This is a genomic window from bacterium (assembly GCA_009926305.1).
GTDB lineage: Bacteria > Bdellovibrionota_C > UBA2361 > UBA2361 > RFPC01 > RFPC01.
This window is the reverse complement of the sequence record RFPC01000013.1, coordinates 20,377-44,520: the sequence shown is the minus strand read 5'-3', so window position 1 is coordinate 44,520 and position 24,144 is coordinate 20,377. Positions and strand designations below refer to the sequence as shown.

Annotated in this window: 20 protein-coding genes; 13 read left to right on the top strand and 7 right to left on the bottom strand. The window is 46.1% G+C overall.

Features of this window, described 5'->3' with window-relative positions:
• Positions 1-156: 156 nt before the first annotated feature.
• The 9 genes from EBR25_03875 to EBR25_03835 all read left to right on the top strand — a co-directional run bounded on the left by EBR25_03875 (position 157) and on the right by EBR25_03835 (position 10,349).
• Positions 157-1,221 (top strand): hypothetical protein, encoded by a 1,065-nt coding sequence (locus EBR25_03875; GenBank protein ID NBW40126.1) that lies wholly within the window; start codon positions 157-159, stop codon positions 1,219-1,221.
• A complete protein-coding gene (locus EBR25_03870; GenBank protein ID NBW40125.1) occupies positions 1,222-1,908 on the top strand; it encodes a flagellar biosynthetic protein FliP in 687 nt (228 codons plus the stop codon).
• 1 nt (position 1,909) lies between these two features.
• Positions 1,910-2,167: a flagellar biosynthetic protein FliQ gene (locus EBR25_03865; GenBank protein ID NBW40124.1), complete on the top strand. Its 258-nt coding sequence runs from the start codon at positions 1,910-1,912 to the stop codon at positions 2,165-2,167.
• A gap of 3 nt (positions 2,168-2,170) precedes the next feature.
• Positions 2,171-2,932, top strand: coding sequence for a type III secretion protein (locus EBR25_03860; protein NBW40123.1), 762 nt, complete (start codon positions 2,171-2,173; stop codon positions 2,930-2,932).
• 9 nt (positions 2,933-2,941) lie between these two features.
• Complete coding sequence (locus tag EBR25_03855; protein ID NBW40122.1) at positions 2,942-3,748, top strand: hypothetical protein; 807 nt, start codon at positions 2,942-2,944, stop codon at positions 3,746-3,748.
• Entirely contained in the window at positions 3,738-7,052 is a 3,315-nt protein-coding gene (locus tag EBR25_03850) for a GAF domain-containing protein (GenBank protein ID NBW40121.1), read from the top strand. The genes EBR25_03855 and EBR25_03850 overlap by 11 nt, the downstream gene beginning before the upstream one ends.
• 13 nt (positions 7,053-7,065) lie before the next feature.
• The gene (locus EBR25_03845) at positions 7,066-7,335 is read left to right on the top strand and encodes a flagellar biosynthesis protein FlhB (GenBank protein ID NBW40120.1); all 270 of its coding nucleotides are present in this window, start codon (positions 7,066-7,068) and stop codon (positions 7,333-7,335) included.
• A 112-nt stretch (positions 7,336-7,447) separates the two neighbouring features.
• Positions 7,448-8,683 carry an FHA domain-containing protein gene (locus tag EBR25_03840; protein NBW40119.1) on the top strand — a complete coding sequence of 412 codons (1,236 nt, stop codon included), beginning with the start codon at positions 7,448-7,450 and terminating at the stop codon, positions 8,681-8,683.
• Between the two features lie 31 nt (positions 8,684-8,714).
• Positions 8,715-10,349 carry a hypothetical protein gene (locus EBR25_03835; GenBank protein NBW40118.1) on the top strand — a complete coding sequence of 545 codons (1,635 nt, stop codon included), beginning with the start codon at positions 8,715-8,717 and terminating at the stop codon, positions 10,347-10,349.
• Positions 10,350-10,353: 4 nt separating this feature from the next.
• Here EBR25_03835 and EBR25_03830 read toward each other — a convergent pair whose 3' ends face one another.
• Positions 10,354-11,502: a hypothetical protein gene (locus EBR25_03830; protein NBW40117.1), complete on the bottom strand. Its 1,149-nt coding sequence runs from the start codon at positions 11,500-11,502 to the stop codon at positions 10,354-10,356.
• Positions 11,503-11,611: 109 nt separating this feature from the next.
• Here EBR25_03830 and EBR25_03825 point away from each other — a divergent pair, with 109 nt between their 5' ends.
• Both EBR25_03825 and EBR25_03820 read left to right on the top strand, forming a co-directional pair.
• The gene (locus tag EBR25_03825; protein NBW40116.1) at positions 11,612-11,968 is read left to right on the top strand and encodes a hypothetical protein; all 357 of its coding nucleotides are present in this window, start codon (positions 11,612-11,614) and stop codon (positions 11,966-11,968) included.
• An 88-nt stretch (positions 11,969-12,056) separates the two neighbouring features.
• On the top strand, positions 12,057-12,812 hold the full coding sequence (locus EBR25_03820; GenBank protein ID NBW40115.1) for a DUF481 domain-containing protein: 756 nt from the start codon (positions 12,057-12,059) through the stop codon (positions 12,810-12,812).
• A 17-nt stretch (positions 12,813-12,829) separates the two neighbouring features.
• Here EBR25_03820 and EBR25_03815 read toward each other — a convergent pair whose 3' ends face one another.
• Together EBR25_03815 and EBR25_03810 are read right to left on the bottom strand one after the other, a co-directional pair.
• Entirely contained in the window at positions 12,830-13,504 is a 675-nt protein-coding gene (locus tag EBR25_03815) for an inorganic pyrophosphatase (protein ID NBW40114.1), read from the bottom strand.
• Positions 13,505-13,658: 154 nt separating this feature from the next.
• The gene (locus EBR25_03810; GenBank protein NBW40113.1) at positions 13,659-13,877 is read right to left on the bottom strand and encodes a hypothetical protein; all 219 of its coding nucleotides are present in this window, start codon (positions 13,875-13,877) and stop codon (positions 13,659-13,661) included.
• A 283-nt stretch (positions 13,878-14,160) separates the two neighbouring features.
• Between EBR25_03810 and EBR25_03805 the strand changes: the two genes are divergently transcribed.
• Positions 14,161-14,628 carry a hypothetical protein gene (locus EBR25_03805; GenBank protein NBW40112.1) on the top strand — a complete coding sequence of 156 codons (468 nt, stop codon included), beginning with the start codon at positions 14,161-14,163 and terminating at the stop codon, positions 14,626-14,628.
• 39 nt (positions 14,629-14,667) lie between these two features.
• Here EBR25_03805 and EBR25_03800 read toward each other — a convergent pair whose 3' ends face one another.
• Together EBR25_03800 and EBR25_03795 are read right to left on the bottom strand one after the other, a co-directional pair.
• Positions 14,668-16,410 (bottom strand): hypothetical protein, encoded by a 1,743-nt coding sequence (locus EBR25_03800; GenBank protein NBW40111.1) that lies wholly within the window; start codon positions 16,408-16,410, stop codon positions 14,668-14,670.
• A 104-nt stretch (positions 16,411-16,514) separates the two neighbouring features.
• Positions 16,515-19,205 carry a response regulator gene (locus EBR25_03795; protein NBW40110.1) on the bottom strand — a complete coding sequence of 897 codons (2,691 nt, stop codon included), beginning with the start codon at positions 19,203-19,205 and terminating at the stop codon, positions 16,515-16,517.
• Positions 19,206-19,236: 31 nt separating this feature from the next.
• Here EBR25_03795 and EBR25_03790 point away from each other — a divergent pair, with 31 nt between their 5' ends.
• A complete protein-coding gene (locus EBR25_03790) occupies positions 19,237-19,944 on the top strand; it encodes a response regulator (protein NBW40109.1) in 708 nt (235 codons plus the stop codon).
• 38 nt (positions 19,945-19,982) lie between these two features.
• Here the strand turns inward: EBR25_03790 and EBR25_03785 are convergent, their stop codons facing one another.
• Both EBR25_03785 and EBR25_03780 read right to left on the bottom strand, forming a co-directional pair.
• Positions 19,983-21,350 carry a thiol oxidoreductase gene (locus tag EBR25_03785; GenBank protein ID NBW40108.1) on the bottom strand — a complete coding sequence of 456 codons (1,368 nt, stop codon included), beginning with the start codon at positions 21,348-21,350 and terminating at the stop codon, positions 19,983-19,985.
• Positions 21,351-21,624: 274 nt separating this feature from the next.
• Positions 21,625-24,024 (bottom strand): type IV secretory system conjugative DNA transfer family protein, encoded by a 2,400-nt coding sequence (locus EBR25_03780; GenBank protein NBW40107.1) that lies wholly within the window; start codon positions 24,022-24,024, stop codon positions 21,625-21,627.
• Positions 24,025-24,144 lie beyond the last annotated feature (120 nt).

The window sequence follows — 24,144 nt, the reverse complement described above, 5'->3', positions numbered from 1 at the left end:
AGTAAGATAGAGTCAGGCTCTCCTCTCTCATCCCGTGCCCTTTTGCTTTATCAGATTAGAGCTGGACAGTATGGAATGCGGGTTGAGCTACTCTCAAAAATTGCTGAAAGTGCCAACACCTCCCTTAAACGACTGCAGAATCAGGGATAGTCGGTTATGACCCTTTCCTTTGACCGGCTGAACTTTTTGCAACGTGAAGGTGAGATGCGACAAGACGATCTGCGCAGGCTCAGAAATACTATAGAGCGAAAAATCGCGCGCATGAGCAAAGATATTTCAAAGACGCATGAAACACATCGTCTCCTGAAAGCAGATTTTCTGGAAAACCGCTTTGCTATAACTCCGAGAAAGTTTGTTGATTTCGTATCCACAATTCGAGCCTCTCGGCAGCATCAGAGAGAATTGAAGAAGAGTATTGATGGGATGACACGGCAGTCGAATCGTCTGGCGAGACAGCTCGCATTTTATGAAAAGAAACTAGAGATAGTAGCGAAGAAAAAAAATGACCATCAGCTGCTTCAAAAAGGTATTGCAGAAGAAGCTGAATTAGAAAATATGCAAATGCTTGCTGTTTGCAGGCAGAGAAAGCAAGAAACGTTCAGGGTGATGCCAGTGCCTTCTCGTGTCATTGAACAGCCTTCACCGTATGCTGCCTCAGAGCCCGTTCTAATGAGCATCCCTCTTTCCAACACATCGTCAGGTGAAGTGAGCACATTACCAGTTGTGGAAAAAGAAGCCGTTCGAGAAGGCGCAGATGTGGAGCTTGAAATTCAGGAAGAGACTCAGGCTATGATAGGAGAAACAGGGAAAGAATCTCTTGTTGACTTCGGGTCGCGTAGCGGATTTTTTTCGTCTCCAATTGATTGTCAATTCCAGGATTCAAAGGATTATCCTTCGCATTCAGGACAGGATAGTGAAAGAACAGACAACGCCGTGCTGCAAGATGATCGCTCAACAGATGAGCCGAGGGCACCATTCGAAGAGGCAAAGCATTGGCAGGATGAGCACGGGAATCATCACCTTGTGTTTCACTTCGCACTGAGCGCAAAAGAGCATGTTCAGGTGGCCATAGAGCGGAGACGGCAAAATCATCTCTCACTGATCCTGATAGCGGATAGGGAAGAAAATATTCCTCTTGAACGACTGCGAGTAAAAATAGGTGCTCGACTTGCAACATCAGGTTTCAAGCTCGAAAGTCTTCGTGTTGTGCAGGGGGAATAAATGTCTTCAGCGCAACATCCATATTGGCTCGTTTTTGTGAGTATGGGTCTAGCATTGACCCCGCTGCTCGTCGGTCTCTTTACTTCCTTTATGAAGATACACATTGTCCTGAGCTTCTTTCGCGCGGGACTCGGGGCACAACAGGTGCCAGGTGGGCTTGTATTGCTCGGGATCTCTTTTGCTTTAACCCTCTCCGTTATGCACCCGACCATCGATGATTTCCATACGAGGTTAAAAACGTTTCCGGTGGAAAGGCTGTCAACTGATCCTCTCACTGTAGCGAGGGAAGAGATGACAGAGCTTTTTTCACCCTGGAGAGACTTTTTGAGAAGACACTCAGGAACTCGAGAGTTAAAGATCTTCTCTGATATGAATGACAATCCGTCACACAATGAGGCTCAAGGTACGCTCGTCGAAAAGGAAAGTCGCGATAGTTGGACGGTTTTGCTTTCTGCTTTCGTAGTAACTGAGCTCAAAGAGGCTTTTTTGATGGGGTTTGTAATCATGATTCCCTTTCTCGTAATTGATCTTATCGTTGCGAATATTCTTGCGGGAATTGGGATGTTTATGGTTAGTCCCGTAATGATCTCTTTGCCATTAAAAATAGCTCTTTTTACCTTTGCTGATGGATGGCTGTTGTTAACAACGGGGCTTGTGCAGTCGTATCGTCTCACGGGAGGAGTTTAGTATGATAGGCTCACTGATTGAGACTGGATTGTTTCTCGTTTTAGTGCTTTCGGGAATACCTCTCCTGGTCTCAACCGGGATTAGTCTTATCGGCGCTCTGATTCAAGCTGCAACGCAAATTCAGGAACAATCAATAGGATTTTTGTTAAAGGGTTTTTCTTTAGCCGGAGTTCTCGCGATAGCGGGACGCCTTATGTATCAGACGTTGACTGAATACCTGACGTGGAGCTATTACTCCATTCGGTATCTTGGACAGTAAGATATGAGCTCTATCCTCCAAGAACAATTCCTTCTCACCTTTCTCCGAATTTTTGGTGGAGTTCTGATATTGCCTGGTGGTTATGCAATTATCCCACTAGCAGCACGAGTTTCCCTTGCACTTTCCTTGGCTTTTATATGTGTGCCTTTGTCTGTTGACGAACATTTCCAAGCGCTGCCTGTTTCTTATCCTATTGAAGTACTTATTGGATTAAGCCTTGTATTTCCTATTTCTCTTGTAGCGGAAGTGTTTCGCACGCTTGGTGAATTGCTGGAGCAAGCAAGGGGACAGAACCTCGGGATGATGTATGGAGCATCGACAGACATGTTTTCTGAAAATCCTTTTCCGCGTTTGTTGCAGATGAGTTTTATCTGCGGATTATTTATCACAGGAATTCACACTGACTATCTCATACTTTTATTTGAAAGTTTCGAAAAGCTACCGGTTGGACATACTATTTGGCATCAAGGTTTCTTAGAGTTCTCGAGCCAGTTTCTTCACTATTCATTCCAGCTTTTTGTAACAGGCCTCACTATTTTTCTTCCTATAGGATTTATCTTTATGCTCTGTGATATTGGCGTGGGGTTTCTCTCTAAACTTGTTCCAGGGCTACCGATATTTGGAGAGCTATTTTTTGTAAAGAGCGGGATACTCCTTATTTTACTCATTACTTCGTTCAGTCTCCTTCATCGGGATATTGCTATAGAACTTGCTGAAAATGCAGCTCGAATGGCTCGGCAGAGTATTTCAGCCTTTGGAGGCTAGGACGACCCCATGAGTAGTGCCGCCTCAAAGCAACATGAAGCAACCCCTCAGAAGCTTGAGAAGGCGAGGAGGGAAGGGCAGGTAGCAAAAAGCCCAGTATTTACTCAATCATGTCAGATAGTTGGAGTTTTTTGTGGTCTTTTCATCTCAGCACATCTTTTCTGGAGTAGTTCTGAAATGGTGTTACACTATTCTGCATATCCTGAAAGTCACAGAATAGGTGATTGGAGTGCATTTTGGAGAGACCGCGCTCTCTGGAGCACCATAGTGATCCTCGGTATGGGTTTACTCGGAGTGCTCTTTGGCGAAGTGCTTCAGGTGGGAATCCGCGTGGCTTTGCGACCTCTTCGGCTGGATTTTTCTCGCTTAAATCCTGTTCAAGGAGTTCAAAAAGTTGGAAAACAGCTGAAAGAGAGCTGGTTTCTGATCGTAAAATTTTTAGGAGCTGCAATAATTGTGTTTGTTACTGTACGTGCTCATCTCGCTGATGTTCCTGTTCAGTGGCTTCTTCCAGCCGAGGTCATCGGAGGGCGTGCCAGATCTTTAGCGACACTCTTTGGACTAGAACTGATCTGCTTTTTCGGATTAGTAGGCCTAATAGAGCGAATATATAAGCGAGCTGTCTTTTTGAAAGAACAGCGTATGAGTGATGAGGAGATGAAAAGGGAGTGGAAGGACAGCGAAGGAGATCCTCAGGTGAAGGGTCATCGACGAGCCCTTCAACAGGAGCTCGCGACAGGTGAAATTATAAACCGCATTAAGAAGACTCGAGTTGTTGTAGTAAAGAGGAGGGAATTGAGTAGAGATGAGTCGTAATTCCTCTTCTCCATATAGAAACCTCTGGATTCAAGAAGTTTTCAAAGAGGAGTCTAATGTAACAAGCGCGGTATCACGAGTGCTCGACGAGTTGCAGCAGAGACGAGGTTATCTATCCTCTGGTATCGTGTTCTTTGGAAAGAAAGGAAACCTTGCCTTTTCGAACTCTCAATCTTTAAAACAGGTACTCGGAAATCCCAAATCTTTTGCTGTCCATCGTGGACATGTTTTGTTTCAGGGAAGACGTTTATCACTTCCCCTTTTTGCCCTTCATACGCGGGGAATGAGAGAGCATGCTGCGCTGAGAAAGCTTCTCTTGCAGCTGGAAATTCGCTCGTGTGCATTCATCGGTATTTACGTAAGAAATCGATTAAAGGGTCTTCTGGTTGTCGGACTGAATGGCAAGTCGAGCTCATGGGATGCTACCGAACGCCGGCTGCTACAGGGTATTGCTGATACTATTGCAGAGCAATTATTAAGCGTTGCCTCGCGTCCAGAGCAAGGCGCGATTGTTCCTGCAAATAATCATAAGGCAGTAATGAAAGCTCCAAAGGTAAGGGAGCAAATATCTCTGTCCGAGACATCTACCAGGTCTTTCAAGGAACGCGACTTTGAGCGACTGCTCGAATATGGGCAGCTCATATTGTTAAAGATAGCGACTAACCTTCGTATTACGGAGGTCTGTGGTAATAGTCAGAAGTTTTTCGGAGTGTCAGAGGAAAAGATAGTCGAGCGAGACGATATCTGGGAGAAACTCTTTGACCCCGTGGATCTTCGGCGAATGGCACTTCGAATTCGGCGAATGGGAAAGCGCGCTCAAGAATTTGGCGAAGAGATTCGCTACAGGCGCTATGGAGAGGATATGTGGCGATGGCTACTTGTCAAGGCAACTCCGGTATTCGCTGAAAATGTATGCGTTGGATGGGAAGCGTTCGTAATTGATATTTCAGAGAGGCGGCTTGTTGAAAGTGAATTGCGTATGCAGCGTCAACGGATTGAAGCGCTCTATGAGGTCTCAAGAGCACTCCGTGTTAATGTGGATCCGGCACTTGTAGCCTTGAAAGGATTGAATGCACTCATTCGAGTTACGAGTTCCTCGGGCGGGCTCTGCTGCTTTTATGATCAGGACACACAGAGTCTTGAGATGGTGGCAGCAGAAGGCTTATCCCAAGAGTATATTGATGGGCTTTCAAAGATATTTGATGGGCCAAATCTTTTACGACATGCAATCGAAGAAAATAGGGGTTTACGAATCGAAAATATACAGAGAGATTCTAGAGCAGCGCAAGATCTTGCCCGTCGAGAAGGAGTGAAGGGCTCGATTATTATGCCCCTCTCGAGTGGCCCCAGAATTTTAGGCGCGCTGGTTGTTTTTTCACCAACGCAGAATAAATACAGTGAGGCTGATTTTCAGGTTGTGGCCGCAGCGGCAAGTCAAATCAGTTTTGCGGCAAGACAAGCTGAATTTTACACCGCGGAGAAGAAGGAAACCGAAGCGGTATCAGCCTTGTATCGATTAACCCATGAGCTCAGCAAGCTTTCACGAGGTCAAGAGATCGGAGAGCATCTCTTTCATAATATCCAGCAACAAGTAGCGTGTAAAAGGGCTTGGTTTGGGATTATGAATAACCAAGGCACGCATATAGTCGGGCAGGCGGGGATAGGTCCGAGCGTGCGTCAGTCGGTGAAAGATATTCAGATAGAACTCGGCTTGCGACACGATTTTTTCGATGAGGCAATTTCAAGCAAGCAGCCTATTATTCTTCCTAAGGGCTCAGAGATGGAGTGTTCAGGCCTCAATAGATTCTTTCAGAAAATCACCGTCGGAACACTTGTTATTCTCCCACTCGTCTCTCTTGAGCAAGTGGTGGGAGTTCTTGTCCTGGAGCCCGTGATTGGTTCAGAGGACTACATTCAGAAAAAGCTTCCCTTACTCGTACGGATGACAGACCAGGTGGCGACAATTCTCATGGCCCGTCATTTTGAAGAGAGAATCGCAGAATCTGATAAGATGAGAGTCGCGAATATGCTTGCCTCCGGTGTCGCGCATAATTTCAATAACCTTTTACAGACCGTAATGGGGCATGCCTCGCTCATTCAAATGCAGTCAGAGGAGAAGTCCTCGATGCAAGATATCGCGACTGCCATTATTGATTCAGCGGGGAAAGGAGCTGCTTTAGTGCGACAACTTCTTGAGCTTGCATCCGGTGCAGTCAGTCCTCGTGAGCGAGTGTCTTTGTCGCAGATGATAGAGAATTCTCGTGACCTGTTCACCTCTATGCTTGGAGGAGCCATTGAATTGCTCATACATGTGGATGAGATGAATTTGGAAATAGACGGAGATGTAAGTTCTTTGCAGCAAGTCATTTCGAATTTGTTGGCGAATGCAAAAGAAGCCATCGAGGCGGAGGCTCAAGAGGGGGTTGTTGAACTTTCGCTTCGTCGAGTGCGCGTTAGCTCAGGAGAGGTAGATCCGAGCCTGTCTCCGGGCGAGTATGTAAGATTGGATATCAAAGACAATGGACAGGGGATGAATGAAGAGCGACTGGCTCGCTGTTTTGAACCGTTTTATTCGAGTAAGAGCCTCGATGAAAGTACGGGACTTAGCTTGTCGGGTGCAGGATTAGGCCTATCCTCTGCTTACTCAATCGTTCAACAGCATGGAGGAATGATTTCTGTTGCGAGTGTGGTGGGTGAGGGTACGACCTTTTCCCTCTTTTTTCCCTTACTAGAGTCAGTGAACACGGTAGAAAACGATACGGTTTTAGCAGCGCATACGCCTCAGCGGGTGCTTTTATTGTTACCAGGCGGTTCTCCAGCCCTTGCTGTGCAGAATATGTTTGAGACGTTTGGGGTCGATTCTTATGTGATGCATGATATGGATGGGATGCAAACCCTGGCTGAAGACGAGAGGTTGAAAGAAATAAAGCTAGTAGTTATTGATGCCGATTATCTCGGGAAATCTACTTTGTCGATCATTGATACGCTACGGCAAGCTGAGAAAAATTTGTTATTTGTTGTTATGACAGTCTCTCGGAATCATTGGTATGACGCCTTGAGAGAGGATTCAGCGACTACGGTTGTTGAAAAGCCGCTGAGTATTCGGGCGATTCAGAGAGTTATGAAAAACGTCTTTGATTCCTCGTATAGCTCCCAATCCGATGAGAGGAAGAAGCTAACTCGTCAAGTCGAGAAAAAGTTCTCTCAAAAAACGGAAGATAATCAAAAGATATCGGAGTTCGGCCAACAGCAGGTAACTCAACAGGATCATGTAAAAGAAGGGTTTCGAACAAAGGTGCATTAGGAGAGGGGCTGCTATGGTAAGCAGGAAGGGTCTTAGCCAATATCAATATGCCGTCGGCCTCGCTTATGAGGCTACGAATGATGAGGCTCCCCAAGTAATGGTGAAGGGGGAAGATCGGACTGCTGATGAGGTGGTCCGTATTGCCCGCCGATTTGGTGTGCCAGTGGTGGAACGAAGTGAGATCTCGGAGCTTCTTTACGGAATTCCCCTTGATGAAAGAATACCAGAAGACCTGTATGAGGCAGTAGCGCTGATTCTTACTGAGCTAAAGTCTTTCCAATAAGCTCATAACGCGAGAAGATGGCAGGGGGTGCGGATAGAGAATCGAAAAAAGCCTCTGTCTCAATACCAGTGTAAAGCTCAACGTAAGGTATATTTCTTTGGAATCCGATGCTATGACCTGTTCTCTTGCGCTACAGATGGTGGGTGATGAATCGACAGAGTGGAACGTCGAAATCCCTGCGGGAGATGCGTGTATAGGTCGCGATCCTGATGCAGGGATTGTTATTCCTTTTGCTGCCATATCGCGTGAGCATGCGAGAATAGCACGCTTTGGCAATCACTGGTTCTTCAAGGATCTGCAGAGCACGAATGGTTCTTGGCTCAATGGATTAACGGTCTCAGCGGATGAGTGGGTTTTAATCCGTGACCATGATTACATTCAGTTAGCTGACAGGGTGTTTCGTGTGTATTGTAACGAAACGGCTCTTCAGGCTGATGAACGACCAACTCAGCCTCGTGTCTCGCTGAACACACATGGTTTGTCGTTGAATAAACAGAGTTCGCGCTCCCTGATCCTTTTCTGTGACGGAGTGTTCAATCAGCAAATTGCACTTCCGGATGAGGGGAAGAAACTCAGCTTGGGAGGCGTTGGAGCGGATGTTTCGCTTCGGTCTCAGTCTTCAGAACAAGCAGGCGTTATAATCGAGCAGATTCAAGATGTGCTCGTTGCCTATAGTCGAGAGACCGAATCCAAGAGTACTCTGAATGGGGAATTGTTACTCGACAAAACACTGCTTTCGGACCGAGATGTAATTCATACTGGAAGGTATTCCATCATTATTAATGATCAGCCCGTGCTACACCAAAGTGCGTTAGGAAGCGGATTTTCCTCGGGTAGTGGAGGAACGAGGACTGACCTGAGAAGTTGGATGGAGTCTCAACAGCAGGAAGATTCTTCAACCCATGATAGTAATGCTACCCAGAGATTGGATAACATGGGGCTTGATGAGGAGGCTACTTTCTCTTCAGAGCCAGAGCTCAATTCTTTTTCTGACATGAATGAACTTGATCTGAACGACAGAGCAACCATCATGTATAGTCATAGTAATAATGATGATACTCTGTTGTCGCTCAATGCATGGGATAGTTCTGAGAGGGATAGTTCCGGTTCATTGGGTAGGCGCCCAACGCTTTCATCTCATTTCGGACGTTTGATAGTCGATGATCCTGATGGAGTCGATGACGATTCAGGTGTTTTGTATGGTAGTGCCTTACGAAAGAAAAACCAATCGGCCTCCATGAATGGAGTACGTTATGGCTCATTCGATGAGCGAATGCTGGTCTTCTTAGGCATTTTCCTGCTGCTTCTTCTTTTTGTAATAGCCGTTTGGTGGATACTTCTTAATTAATGCAAAGAAGTTTGCTTTTTAATTTGTGACTATGAGCGAAAAGAATATAACGCGAAATTCTATGAAGATAACTCTTGTAAGCGGAGTGCTGATACTCCTTTCTCTTGCAGCTCTTTGGAGATATTTAGGCTCGAACGTGTCGGATCAAGAAGCTCCGTTGTACAGTAAAGAAGGTGAAGTCACGGTTGCAGGTACTCTACCAGCGCATGACCAGAGCACTCAGCGCACTGAAGCTGCTTCGGTTAAAATGTGGAATCCGAATATGATAAAGAGTGTCGCCATTGAGGACCAGTCCGACGATGAGGAGACGCAGAGGAGCGCTAGTAGTCCTGCGCTGAGCGTTTCAAGGGGGGGCGAGCTCTCGCAGCAGACCTTTGACCCTACGATGCTAGCAGGGATTGACAACATAAAGGTTGCGGATCTTGAGGTAGGGCCACCGAGAGAGGAGGCAACGAAAGAAGAACAAGCTGCCGATCACGACCGTGAGCAAGAGGCTGAACTGGCTATCGTTTCCCAGAATGAGCAACACCTTGAATTCCTGTTTCATAAGCTAGAGCCAGCTCCATCAATCGAACCGAACTTTGGAGGTGCTGGGGAGATTGTCAATTCTGAAGAAGTCTCAAATGCTGGAGCAGAGAAAACAGCGGCTCAACAACGGAGGAATAGGGTAGGAGTTCGCAGTTTGTCCCGTACAGATTTTCTCAATGTCAGCCCCCAAAAAGAAGTTCTGAACGAGTCAGAAAGTGATTCAGATAATCAACAGAGTTTGTTGGTCATTCCGAATGGGCATGCGCGTGGCTATTCAATGCTTTATGCCATGAGACCGGAAGCTCGCGCTGTTGTTGAATCAGAAATGGAGATACTTCTTGCTTCAAGGATTAAGCAAATTCACCTGGGGATTCTTACTGATGGGACCTTTGGCTGGGATCCTGACTATGTACAGATGCTCATTCGAAGAGCAGCTGAGGAGGGAAGAAGTTTATCCCTCACCCTGTATGTCTCGAATGGTTCTACCCAGAGAATACTGGAGGAATCCGAGATTAGAGAGAGCTTTCCCCAACTTTCGCCAGAGAGCTTTCGCGAAGCGATTCAATTTGATCCTTTAGTTCGCGCACAGTATATCGAGCTGGTTCGTCGTTTGATCCCAATTTTCATTTTAAATCGAGATCTGAACTCGTCATCCAAAAACTTTATAGTTCCGATGTTAGAGGATAATCTTACTGCTTCTGCTTTTCAGGCAATAAAAGAGCTTACGGAAAGAGAAGTAGGGAGCCTTGCGACAATTGTTAGAAATCCCTGTATAGGATGTTATCCTGGTAACGACTTCTCTCGGCTTGGAGTTCCTCTTGAGCTTCATGGAATGGAGAACGTGAATCTCTTGCGTCCGGGAGATGCATTTTCTCTTGATGGAACAGGCTATCGTTCAGCCGATGATGCTCAGGCTCTTCCATCGGCAGTTTCTACCGGAGCGGTAGAAGAGTTACTTGGCTTAGCGCAGCGTTTACCCCTACGATACTTTGGTTTGTGGCGGGCAGATCGTCAGGGGATTGTTCCAAGCGAAGGTGATAGGGCACCAAAGCACCCAAGAGAGCGAGATTATGTAACTCCGAGTGATACGCTTCGAGAAGTAGAGAAAGCGTTTTTCCGATACGGACTAGAAGAGTAACGACTTATCCCGAGCAGTTTTTCAGCCATTTTTTTGCGTGTTTCCAAAAAGGGAAAAAGCCCTTTTCTGCAAAGGGGAAAAGCGCCTGGTCCCATGGATCGTCTATCAGTTGGACTTCGATAGAGTGCTTACTGAGGGAATGAATGCCTTTTGTGAGCTGCGTGAAGTGCTCGCCTGGTTGTGGGCGGAGAAAGCAGACTTTTGAGTAGCCGTTCTGAAGAAGAAGGACAATGAGGTCTTGAAGCGGAAGGGGACTCTGAGAGCTATAATGAGCACACGCCTCCTTTAAAAGCGCTGTTGACCACGTATTCCGTTTCAACTCGGGATCGGGTATCTCAAGATCAAGATAGAAAAGGGGGCCAGACCAAAGCCGAGGCGGAGTGAGTTGTTCTCTACAGAGTATGAGAGGCAGAGTTGCGTCGGTATTTTCGAACGCCTTTGGTAAGAAGACGTTCTGTCCCACGATTGTGCTGGTTTCTTCTTGTGCCGCAATCCCTGTAGTTGAAAGGTCGGAGGAAAGAGGGCTCCAACGTCCTTCTGAAAATTGGTGAATATTTTGGGGAGTGGCAAGATACACTTTGCCCCGTGTATGCAGCCCCACCACCCAACGCCAAGAAAGAGTATTTGATGCGGGATCTCCATCAAGCAGATGTTGATACATCCAGTGTGCGCCAAGCTCCCATGGGAGCTGAAGGGTAAAATACCAAATGCTCGCGAACCACATACGAACATGATTATGAAGATAGCCAGTCTCTTTTAATTCATGAATCCAGTCATTAAAGTAGGGAAGGTGAGTCTCTCCACGAATAGCGTGTTCATAGCTTTGGAAAGATTCTTTGGCATCAGCCAACAGCAAATTTACTTTGTTCGTATATAGCTCCCAGATATTGGGATTTCTCATGAGCCATCCTCTCCAATAGGTTCTCCAAGAGAGCTCCTGAACAAATTTCTCAACGCTCGTAAAGGAATGCACATCTAGCAACGCCTGAAGGATTTCTCGTTCATGAAGGAATCGATATCGAATAAAAGGTGAGAGTTGAGAGACAGTTGAAGGAGAGTCTCGAATAAAGCCTCTATTTTGCTCATAGCTATCAGCCCGAGTGATAAAGTCAGAGAGACGGGACTGAGCAAGTTGATAATTGGGGGATTTCAAGCCTGTACCTCTTAAGGGTTCACTCGCAACGTTGTCTAATGTTTACTAAGTAACACCCCGATTATACGCTAGATTTGACTATGGGCCTAGAGTTAGAGATCCTACGTTTATGGCTGATCAAACGAACTTTTTGAACCTCACCCCAGAATATAAAAGTCTATTTTCATCTCTTCAAAAAGTTGCTCATCAAGAAAGCTCGCCGAAATGGAGAGAGCCATTAGCGAATGAGTCCTCTTTTTGCGGGCAAAGAGTTTTTGGTGAATATTGCTTGAATTACGAGTTCGGAAAATCTGAAATTCATGGAGGATGGGTGCTTCACCTACTGGTTACTGTGGGTGAACGTGAAGTATTTCTGGCAACTGGTCGTGGACAAGGAGATGGGCTTGCTGAACCAGAATCTATCTCGGTATGTCGGGCAGATAGGCTCGAAATATCATCCCTCAATCAATCGTTAGAGGCTCATTGATATCTGAAGCCGCTCGTCTTTCTTTCTATTTCTTTGAAAATTAGGTAAGAAACTCCGTGGACTCAGGATTGAATCTATTATCGGAGGGATGATGCATAAGAAGAGATTTAGGATAGTTGAAAGTATATTACTCTTCACGGTTCTGTTATTAGCACCACTTTCTCTCAGTGCCCAGAGCGGACCATCTGCTGATACGAACAAAGCGAAAACAAGTGTCCAAGTCGGGTTTAATCTTGCCAGAGGCAATACAGATACGACCCTCCTGACCATGAAGGCGACAGGAGAAATTTCGGTATCCGAGAAGAACTCTATTCCTTTTGATTACGAGCAGGGATACGGCGATAAAGATTCAGAGAAAAGTGTTGATTTCACGAAGTTATTGCTCGGTTATGAAAGGAAATTTTCGAAAGATTGGTATGTAAATGCCCAGAATGAGTTTTTCCGTGATGAAATTGCTGCGGTGAAATATAGAGAGATTCCAGCGCTGATCGTCGGATACTATTTTTCAAATGAAAAGCCGTTGATTCTATCAGCCGGGCTTGGGCCTGCCTATGTCTTTGAACATATTGGTGAGCTGGATGAGAACTACGCTGCGCCACGATTCGAGCAAAAGTGTATCTATTCTTTTGATAGTGGAGCAAAGTTCCATGAAACGCTGAGCGGGTTTTTTCAGATCGATGATGTCGAGAATTACTTTGTAAGAGTTGATATCGGAATTGAGACGCCTATTACGGATTTCTTAGCACTGCACCTTACGCTTACGAATCTTTATGATAATGAGCCAGCTGAAAACAAATTGAGGAACGATACGAGGCTGATCTCAGCTCTTGGCATTAAGTTTTAGCTGAGTTGCTTCTCGTCTCATGACGCTGGCGAAGAAGATGTCTCTCGGCTACGAAACTTGTCATTATAGTCCTCAGAAGCGAGCTGGATAATCGTTCGAGCCTCTTCTGCCCCGTAAACCTCAGCGATTTCTACCTTTGGAAGGTCTGAGCTATTTGGTATCTGCTTGTACGTAAGGAAGTAGTGTTTCAGACGGTCGAGTAACTTGAAGGAACAATCAGAGATGTCTTTCCATTCACCAAAAAGGGAATCATTCTCCAGAACTGCTATAAGCTTGTCATCTGCCTCTCCATGATCAATGAGTCTAAGACCTCCGATTGGAATAACGGTCACGAGAATGTCTCCATGAGTCACTGGCCGCTCGGTGAGAACGCAGATATCGATTGGATCGTCATCGCCTCGGATATTTTTTCTGTTCGTTTGACGAGAGCATCGTTCTCCAACGCGATCACCAGAATAGGTTTGGGGGATAAATCCATAGAGCGTGGGACAGAAGTTTGAGTACGTTTGAGGCCGGTCTATTTTCAGATGACCTGACACCTTATCGATTTCATATTTGACCGTGTCTGTAGGTACCATCTCTATGTAGGCATTGACAGTAGAGGGGCTACCTGCGCCTATTGACACACCATGCCAGGGGTGCGCTTTGGAATGGATGGCGCGATCAGGTTTTAAATCGGATTTCTTCTTCATGTCGCCACGGTATACGAATTTACCGCGTCAGACACTACTCTATTTGCATGTTGTACTGTTTGATTCGAAGGTTATGGGGTTTTCGAATGGGCTGGGATTTTCGAATAGACTGTGAGGTGAGCTCGAAGCTCACCTCAATCCTGATGTAACTGCTCTATTTCTTATCGTCTGAGTATTTCATCGACAGTATAAAAAATGTTGGAGCCCAGAGCCCGACGAAGAGCCCAAACCGCTCTGCGTGCGCTACCGCTTCGACTGACGAGCCATCCCCTTGGGCAAAGTACCAAATAGCGATAGAGGCTAAAATGGATAAATATCCTGCTACTTCGCAAAACTTGCCAAGTGATAGGGATGGTGATGAAGAATGTGTCACTGTCGTTGTTTCTGTCGCCATAGGAAGCTCCTTTTGAATGTTCTAAATCGGGTACTACTCGCAAGCTCCTAACAGATACGTTTCCAGAGAGAAGCTCCTTAGTGAGAGACGAGCGCGCTTTCACTTCCTTACAATTCGTTGTGTTAAAATGGGGGAGTCCCAGTAAAAGCAACATGTTAGAGTCGTTATACTGGTATTCCTCAATCCTTCGAATTTCTGTTACCCTGCTAGCGCTGATGATTCAATGAGCTCTGGTGCTCAGTCGGCATGAGGGAGGATTTCGATGACGTGGGCTCATATTCATCTCGTTACGGTTCACCTACCTTTGGTGGGAATGGCTCTCTGTTTCGTTCTTCTCGTACTCAGCGTTATGCGACGCAGTGCCGAGCTTCGCCAAGTAGCGCTCATTGGCATTTTCCTGAGTGGGATAGCCGTATACCCAATAGGATTTGCTGGGGAACAGGCAGAGGAGTTTGTCGAAGAGTTATCGGGTATTGATCACCACCAACTGGAAGAGCACGAAGAAGCTGGGGAGCTGGCAGTAAAAATCGCTATCGGTGTGGGGTTGCTGTCGGGATTAACTGCGCTGTGTTTTTGTTTCGGCCTTAAAGTATCTCATTCTTTGCTTTACCTAACGATGGCAGGAGTCATCTCAGCGTTGTTCTTCATGGGGCTTGCTGCCAGTGAGGGAGCACGGATGCGCCATGCTCCGGAGATTGATACTGGGCCGGGGCTATTTCTCCCCGCATAGCTCTTGGAAGCAAGGTCCTCTCGTTGTTACTGTTGAAGGTCATTTTAGGTAGGTGATGTGAGCCTCCTGCTCTGAAATCGAAGACAAGCTTTCTTGTTCGATATAGAGATGTCGGTCAGGTTTCAACGAGGGAGCCGCGCTTATTATTTGGGACTGTTTCCTCTCTTCATTTGTTTTGATCACTCCCAGCACTACTGCTTGTGGACTGCTTACTGCGGTAACTGCCACCTCAGGATATGCTCTTCTGAGATAAAAGACTGGAGCATACAACCGTGCATCATTCAGAGTTACCGTTTTTGGCCTGCGTTCAGAAAACAGAGAGCGCAATGCGTTTTCTGGAGAAAGTGCCTGAGCCACAGGTAGGATAATTTGTATTTTGACACCGACATAGACAACAAGAAATGAAGAGCAAAAAAGAAGGGATGGAGGAAGCAGCTGTTTTCGGTGTAAATGGAGCAAGCTCCCTATTAAGAAAACGGGGAGGAGTAAAGAGAGGAGTATTCCTGCTGATAGTGCGTCACTCTTTATTGCTAAAAGCTGCCCGTACCATTGGGTTTTCGCAAGTGCTTTCGGTGATGAGATGAGCGCTTCAAGAGACGCTGGATTTAAAAGGAAGAGAGTTACCAGGAGCCAGAGCACAAGAAAAAAAATTGCAAATATTACTGCTGAACGCCGGAGAAGCTTCTGACACTTCGATTCAAGATACGAGACGCTCATCGCCAGAAGAAGTGCTATTGATGGATACGCTGGTAAGAGATAGACGCCCCGTTTACTGGAGGGTAGCAGGTAAAAGCAGAACCAGATTATGGTAGTAGCCAACGCGAATTGCAAAAGCTGTTTTTGAGCAGATCCCAGCTCATTATACTTCCTCTGAATATCGCTCCTTTTACGTATTACGGAAAAGAGAAGTGGTATACAGAAAAGGGACCAGGGAAGAATGCCGGTAAGAAGACTTCCTGCCAGATAAAACGACCCATGAAGATGAGGATCTTCTCCCTTAGACATTCGACCGAGCAGGCGATCAATATTTTCCGAGAGAAAAATATTGAACGAGGCTCCATCGGATGCTTCCATTTGGTTCCAATACCAGAAAAGAAGGGGAGTAAGTGCCGATACGCTCAGTATAGCAAGCTGAATCAGCATTCCGAATTTCAATTCACGCCGAATGATGAGAAGAGTGAAAACGAGAAAAAGAGGAAGCAGCACTCCAATAGGTCCTTTTGTAAGGGCAGCAAGGCTGAGTGGAATGGCACTCAAAAGAAGGAAGAGCACTTTTCTTTCTTTTATCCAGTAAAAAAGGGCAATAAGCGCTAGGTTGCTCGTAGCCGCGAGCAGCATGTCGACTCGTGCAAGCGACGCGTGTCTTAGCCACTCAGAGGAACTCAGAAGTATCGCTGTCGTGAGGACGCCGATCGATATGCCCATGAGAGAGCTTACAACAAGTCCCCATGTCAAGAGGATTGAAACTGCGGAAATAATAGAGGGAAGTCGAGAGGTAAGCTCTGTGAGTTCGCCATGCACCATGGCCGAAAATACTATAAGCCAGTGAAGCAGGGGAGGTTTTGTCGCAATATCATCACCATATCGGACGGCATAGGAAAGGTCGTTATGAAGGAGCATGCTCTGGCTCACGACCGCTTCCCTCGGCTCACCCGTAGAAATGAACGGAGCAGATGACGCGGGAAGGAGAACACAGAGAGAAAGTGCGGTCACGATGATGATAAAGAAGACCATCACACTCAGCGAACTTTCGCGTCGTAGAGCTATGGGGTCTGGAACCATAAGGACAATCCTTGCCAATGAATGCAATTCATTCTACCGAGGATATGTGTAGAAAATCCAGTCGTGGGGGAAATTCACAGAATAAAACGAGAGCGTACTGCCTGTTATCTGGGCTCGCCTTCCTCTGAAGAAGCAAGGTGTTCTGATATGGTTTCATAGAGAACTGCGCGATCTATCGGTTTTGTGATGTAGCCGTCCATGCCGGCAGCGAGATACTCTTCACGGTCTCCCTTCATTGCATGTGCTGTCATCGCGATGATTGGTATGTGTGAACAGCTATTTTTTAACTGGCGAATGGCTTGAGTTGCTGCTACACCATCAAGTTGGGGCATTTGAATATCCATAAGTATAAGATCGAAGCTCTTATGCCGGCAGGTTTCAACCGCCTCAATTCCATTCTGTACGGTGGTGACAGTAAAGCCCTTTTTCTCCAAAAGCTTTTGTGCGAGGAGTTGATTCACTTCGTTATCTTCAGCAAGGAGAATGTGCGTGGTGCTTTGTGTATCTCCTGCCATGGTTGTTGCTCGAGGCAGTGATCTTGCAGCCGCATCACTGTCTGAGGTTTTAAATTCAACGGTGAAGAAAAATCGACTTCCATACCCTTGAGTGCTCTCGAGATGTATTGAGCCATCCATAAGATCAATCAGGCGTGAGCAAATAGAGAGTCCCAGACCTGTCCCGCCGAACACTCGTGTTGTACTTGCATCAGCCTGAGAGAAGGCATTGAAAATGGCTTGTTGTTCTTCTTTGGGTATCCCTATTCCATTATCGGTGACAGAAAATTCAAGAGTAACATGCTCTGCAGATTGGTTTTGCAGCATAATTTCAAGACAAATTGCGCCATGAGAATCTGTAAATTTGACTGCATTATCGAGAAGATTGACAAGAACCTGTCGAAGTCTATGCGGGTCGCCAAAGATATATGTTGGAACAGAATCGCTAATTTTTACTTCGAACAGGATTTCTTTACTCTTCATCTTCACTGTTAGAAGTCTTGAGAGGTCGTGAATGAGTTCACGAAGGTTAAAAGCAATCGGAGAGAGCTCCATCTTACCAGCTTCGATTTTTGAAAAGTCGAGAATATCGTTAATGATTGTTAATAAAGAGGCGCAAGAGTCTTTGACGATACCAATCAGTTCTCGCTGTTCTTTATTCAGTTCTCCGTCAAGAACAAGATCTGCCATCCCAATGATTCCATTCATTGGTGTTCGGATTTCATGGCTCATATTTGCTAAAAACTCGCTTTTGGCAGTGGTAGCGGCTTGGGCTTCATCACGCGAATAGGCCAGCTCTTCAGACTGTCTCGCAAGAGCTTCTGCTTGCTGTTCAACTTGGCTTTTCGATTCCTCTAGATCCATCAGATATTGATTGAGCTCTTCTTGAATTCGTCTTCTGTTCATCTCTGCCCTATATGCCTCAAGCAGGCTTGTGAGGGTAGTGAGGAAGGGCTCTAGGGTTTCGACCATTTCCCAATCATATCCTCCAGGGCGGTTTGCTATACCGACCATCCCGATCATTTTCTCACCACTGTAAAATGGGAGGCCTAAGAAGGAGTTCAGTGGTGGATGACCCTCTGGAGTTCCTCCACTACTTGGATGTTCTTGAGGACTATTGGTCAAAAGTGCTTTTTCTGAGCGAATGACCTCTCCAAAAAGAGTTTGAAGATTTCTGAACTCAAAAGCATTAGGAGCATTCTGCTCATAGAACGCCCGTGTTTCTTCATTCCAACTAATATCAGAAATAGCATATGTCTGAAGATACGGAGCTCCATCTTCAGAGTGACGAATTTCACCTATGAATCCATAAGAGGAATCAGTGATTCTTAGAAGATCTTTTAAAAGCTGATCGAATTCATCAATATCCTTTCGGGAGTTTAAAAAGCGAAGTTGCGCCTCGGTAATAATTTGAAGCAGCTTATTTGAACGTGTCACCTTTTCTTGAATTGACTGTTCCGTAGTTATGTCTTGAATCGTACCGAGGTATCCCACAAGGGCACCTTGTTCATAGTAAGGATTTGCGGTTGTTAGGACGTGCTTAATGCTCCCTGATGTGTGTTGAAATCGGTGTTTTGCTTGGAAGGTAGAATTCTTCCTCAAAGCTTCATTCCACTGTTGTTGAATCCGAGGAAGGTCGTCGGGATGAATAGTCTTCGTCCAGAGATGAGATAGGCTGCCTTCATCGGACAGACCAGTAATTTCTCGCCATTTTTCATTTACATACTGACATTCGCCCAATTCATTTGTCTGAAAAATCCCCACGGGTGCAAGTGAAGAGAGCGCTTGATATCGCTCTTTGCTCAGTTTTTCTCGAAACTCAATTTTTTTTAAGGCCGTTATGTCTTGGATGGATGCATGTATGAGTGGTCTTCCATCTCGTTGACGTTGTCTTGTCTGACCTCGGAAATAGAGGTGTTTCTTCTCTCCGTTAGGATTTGCGAGACGGAATCCAAACTCTATACGTTCTCCTCTTAATGCTTTTTGCATCTGGGCGCGCCATAAAGCTCTATCCTCTTTCGCTATCAACTGTTCGTGCGCTGAGAAGTCAGGCACGGGCCGTCCGATAGGATAATCGAAAATATTATAGCATTGCTCTGACCACTCTAGTGCTTGAGTTTGAACGTCTAGCACCCAGATGCCGATATTTGCAATTCTTTGAGTCTCTTTCAGGAAAAGAGATTCGTCAGCAGGATGGAATACAGGACTCTCCGTTGGCCAGATTCTCGCCATACATCGTCGTCCAAATGAGAGGAGGGATCGAAAGATATTAAGCATAAATAACGAGTTCCTAGAGAGCATCCACCCTCATTTAGATGCAGGTTCAGAGCGAATGACTTCACACTTGCGAGCAGGAACAGGGGGAGAGAGATTTATAAGTAAGTCACGTGATTACAGGGCCTTACCACCATTTTATCGAACGTCCAGATTTCATATCAGACAAGGCAAAAATCACTTCAGAGAGAGGGGAAAGTGGTCGAACTTCTTCAGTGTACTTCACGCCTTTGAAGCCAGCGTCCGTTGTATGGGGCGAGATGTACACCGTTATGCCAGAAAAGAGTTCGTTCATGTGAGGAGGGGTATGAAGACAGTTCTTGTTGTCGACGATGATATTGAATTTCGGGAAATTTTCTCGCTCATGCTTTTAGAGTTAAACTGTGCTGTTTGGCAGGCAAGTTCAACGGCTGAAGCCTTTGAAATTTTGGAGCATGAAGAGCTTTTTGATTACATTTTCTGCGATTTACATATTCCGTTCACACTCGAATCTGACTCCGACAAGTATCAGTACAGCAAGGAGGTGGGTATCAGAACGCTCTCGGAATTTTCAATGCTCTATAAAAATGATGTTACACTCATAGCAATCAGTGCAGCTGAAGAGAGCGACCAAGATCTGGTGCGTCAGAGGCTAGGTTGTAAAGTGCCTCTTCTCGGCAAGCCAATTCGAAGAGAGCAGCTTAATATGATTCTGAATGACGATCTTTCGCGTGATATCATTTCCCATATCTCTGCTCCGAACGATCTCTCACTGCTCGTTCAGTAAGAGAGAAGGTCTTCGCTACGCTATACAGAGATTTTTGGCTAGAGTGACTGAAGAAATGCCACAAGATTATCTCGCTCTTCTTTGGTCAGGGTCATGAATTTACCCCGTGAGGGAGATGCTTCTCCTCCGTGCCAAAGAATCGCTTCTTCAAGACTCCGAGCTCTTCCGTCATGCAAATATCGTTGTTCGACCTCTGAGATTCTCTCAAGATGCCCCAACCCCCATAAAGGAGTGGTCCTCCATTCTCGACCACTAGCAGAGAACTCTGAACGCTCATCAGCTAGTCCCTCCCCCATATCATGAAGCAGCAAGTCGGTAAAAGGGTGAATGGTCTGGCTGCGAAGAGGTGCCAATGGAAAGTCTTCGCTGGTCGTAACCGTCATTTTATGACAATCACTACATCCAATGATCTGAAACAAGCTCTTACCCGCGAGAACCTCGGGCTGCTCTTGATCCCTTGCCGCGGGCACCCCACTGAGGGCTTGATAAAGAGTAAGGGTATCTAAGTCGAAGTCTCCTAAGTCAATTTGACTGTTTTCATCGGGAAAGAGTGAGTTCGTGAGCCCGATATCATGAAAGGCTGCAGCAGCGGTTTGTTGTCTAAGGCTCGGATGGCTGGCACGCGCTCCGAATCGACCGAGCTCAAAATTTCCATTGGCGCGATTTGGTACATATTGAGGGACTCCAGAGATTCCGTCTGAATTTGCATCTTCTGGATCACTCCATGCGAGGATCTGTTCTTCAGGTATTGCTTCAAGTAACCCTAAACCTACTAATCCAGGACTCATTCGCAGCGAATGTACCATGTTACGCTTCCGCACCCCCCTGAGTCTGAATCCTAAGACTGGTTTTCTCAGTGAAAAGGCATTTCCATCGGGGTAGGTTCCGACATATGTCCGCCAGCGGAGCCGTGGGAGTCTCCGAAAACGGAGTTGCCGCTGCTTTTTTCTCTGTGAGGTGAACTGAACTTTCATTTGTTCTTCAAAGCCCGGGATTTGTCTCGGTGCCCCACTCTCGGTTACACCTTTGAAGCCAAGCTTAATCACCATCGCACTCTTACGACCCCTGTTTACCTCTACTGAGCCTCTGCCATTCTGAACATGACACGCACCACAGCTGTTATGGATAAAACTGGGTCCAAGTCCAGTAGCTGGAATTCGTTTCGTATGAAACAGGCTAAATCCTTCGAGTTGTCTCTCCTGGCTTTGAGTCCCAACAACATTCGGCGCAGTAACTTGAAGAACCGAGGAAGATTCGGAGAAAGAGGTAAGCTCTCCCCCTAAGAGTGTGATATCCTCTGCTTTTACTGAGAGAGAAAGAAGAGAAAGAGTCAGTATGAGAGCTCCGAGAGAAGCCTTTCTCACTACCGTAGGCGCCTTCTTCAGATTTTTTTTAAGCAGTGTCATGACGTTTCAATGCCTTTAGGCAGAGGTTAATGAGTGTTTTTCGAATTCTTCTTTCCTGCGATGTCTTAACGTTTTAGCAGAAGTGGAATCGTTAAGCACCTTTTTCTCTTCGAATTCAGCTTCTCTATTGTGAATGTGGAACCGAAGAAAAACAGAGAGAAAACAATCTCCTAGGCAACTTGAGAGCCCATATTCCGTAAAGGAAAAAAAGCATGGTATTCCTTGGCTTTGAGGAAGAGATTTTCACGGTATGAGATGACCCAGCGGTATGAGATTAGCCAGCAGCTGATGTTGAAGAGTTATCAGAGTCACCGTTTGCTTGGGCAGCAGCCTCTTTCTTCTTTTTTTCTTCGTCTTTCTTTAACCGAGTGTAGTCAAGGTAAAAGAGGTTTGCTTGAATATTATCTGTGTTCGAGTAGACATAGGCGAGAAAGAACTCGGTGATCGTGGCATTCCGATTTGCCAATTCCTCTGCAAGCCGAAGTACCAGTGCCATGCGATGTTTATTCTCATTTTCGAATGCTTCCCACCATTTTCGCGCACTTCCAGTAGTATTTTCCCAGTCAAGTTTCGCCTTAATTTCGGTGAGCTTTTCGTTCACTTGTTCATCATTCCACCCTCGGGTGTCTGATATTCCGGCTGGGAGGCCTCCACTATTCCCGCCTGCACCACCAGTTGAGGGCTGTCCATCTCCACTACTCGCAGTGGGAAGTGTTTCTTCAAATTCAATCGGCCCTTCCCGAAGCTTGAGCTCAGGAGCTTCTTCAGACTCATTAATGCGGCGGAGCATCTCTGGAATCTTGAAATAGAACTCCATATGACCTTGGAAGGGTCGGGTTTCTGGAAGGAAAAAGGTCATTATTTTATCTGCAGGACGTCCGATTTCATCTGGAGTAAGAACCGCTCGTTGCTGTACTTGCTCTTGCGTCCCATCGTTTTGGCTCGCAAAAAATTCAACCTTCTTTCGGTTGCTGCCAGTCGATTGCGTCGTGAAGCGAATAGTCATCTGACCTGTTTCCTTCGAGGCCCACTCGGAGTCTTGAAGATCGAGGGGAGGAAGGAAGATTTTGGTGCTAAAACCAGCAAGTACAGAGTCGGAATCATCTCCATAGTTGGCTTTGACCTGGGCAATCGATTGAATTGCCGCAACAATACTTACATTACGAGAACGCAGGGTGTTGAGCTTCACATGAATATCGGGCAAGCGTCCGAGGGCACTGGCAAATTCGTCAATAACGAATCCAACTGGACGTGGAAGTTTGTGTCCTGGGCAAGATTCCGCTCTTTTAGTGAGAAAGCGAAGTAATTCAACGATGATTACGTTCGCCATGGGACGTAGCATCTCAAGTTCGGATTCTCTAAGCTCTACGACCATCAGAGTGGGCTTTTCAACGAGGAGTTCCGGATCAAATTCATTGAGCCAGGTGGTAGAACGAATCGCTTTAAGGTCCCACGCTGCAAGACGCATGGAGAGTTCGGACATAATGGTGTCCGCGTTTTGAGATCCAGAGCGAGCAAGTTCAACGAAGGTCTTGGCTGTTCTTAATGCATGTGGATGAGCCTCGATCCAGTTCCCTAACTCTTTCATACCTGATTGGACCAGCTCGTGAATACGTGGCATGGACATCGTATCTTCAGGATCGTTCAGGAGCCCGACCATGATCGCGTTCAGGATAGCTAGCGCATTATTGCGGAAAAAGGGGCTGTCGGACTTTGCGTTTGGTTGATCGGTTGCCGAGATAATAGTGTTTGCAATTAACTTCGCATCCGTATCATCGTCAATCTTTGAGAGGATGTTCCAACTCAGACTTCTCACGGTATCAAGAGGATTGAACAGAACCAGTTCTTTCTCTGGGTTATACTTGCGGGTGAAGTTCGCGAGCTTTGACCACATTTCTGGCTTGGAATCGAGTACGATGGTTGACCGGTGTGGGCATAGACAATCATCATAGAGAATTGGAAGAATAAACTTTGTTGTTTTACCACCACCAGTCTTGGCAACCATGAGCATGTGTCGGTTACGCTCCCCTTGAGGTATCATGATGTGGCCTTTTTTCAGCGAAATACCATCGCTTCCTTGAAGATCATAGACATTTAACTTCGTGTACGGAGGGAAGTGTGTGTGGTCGGTGCGTTCTTTTGTCCAGCGTAGTATGTCATCTCTGGTCGCGAGATCTGCTGAACCGAGCTCATTTGACTCAGACCTTTTCGGTCGGCGGTTGTTATTTTGGAGAAGACTAGAAACAGAGAAATCGCCAAGAACAGAACCAGTATACTTGTATTCTTTGAGTGAACAGAGGACCAGGGAAACGAGGTACCCTGATAGGAGTACTATAAAGATTTCTTCGTATACAAACCGGTGAGAAGCTGGTGCTACGAGCAATGAGAAGAGTGGTTCGAGCAGAGGAATTGGGGGCTGCGGATGGGGTGTCCGAATCGTTCGAATGAGTAAGTCAATTTCAGAGATTGTCCATCCACTGGCGCCTACATGGAGTCCGATAAGAAGCATTAACGGAGCGGCTCCAATTCCCCAAAGATAGTTGTCTTGGTTGCTCGTTTGCTTAATGAGAAGATATGCGGCAGGCACACCGAACACAACGACACTCGTGAGCCATGGGAGTCCGAAGAAGACCTGAGCACCTTGAAGAAGGGCTATTTCAAGTAACTGGAGCATAACCTAATTCTTTTTCGCCTAGCAGATGGAGAGTCTTACGCATAAAACTCTCCTTCTCCACTCACAAGTCAGCCTCACGCGCTTGTTCGCTTCTAAAAATGAGAAAACTACGAAAGTTTA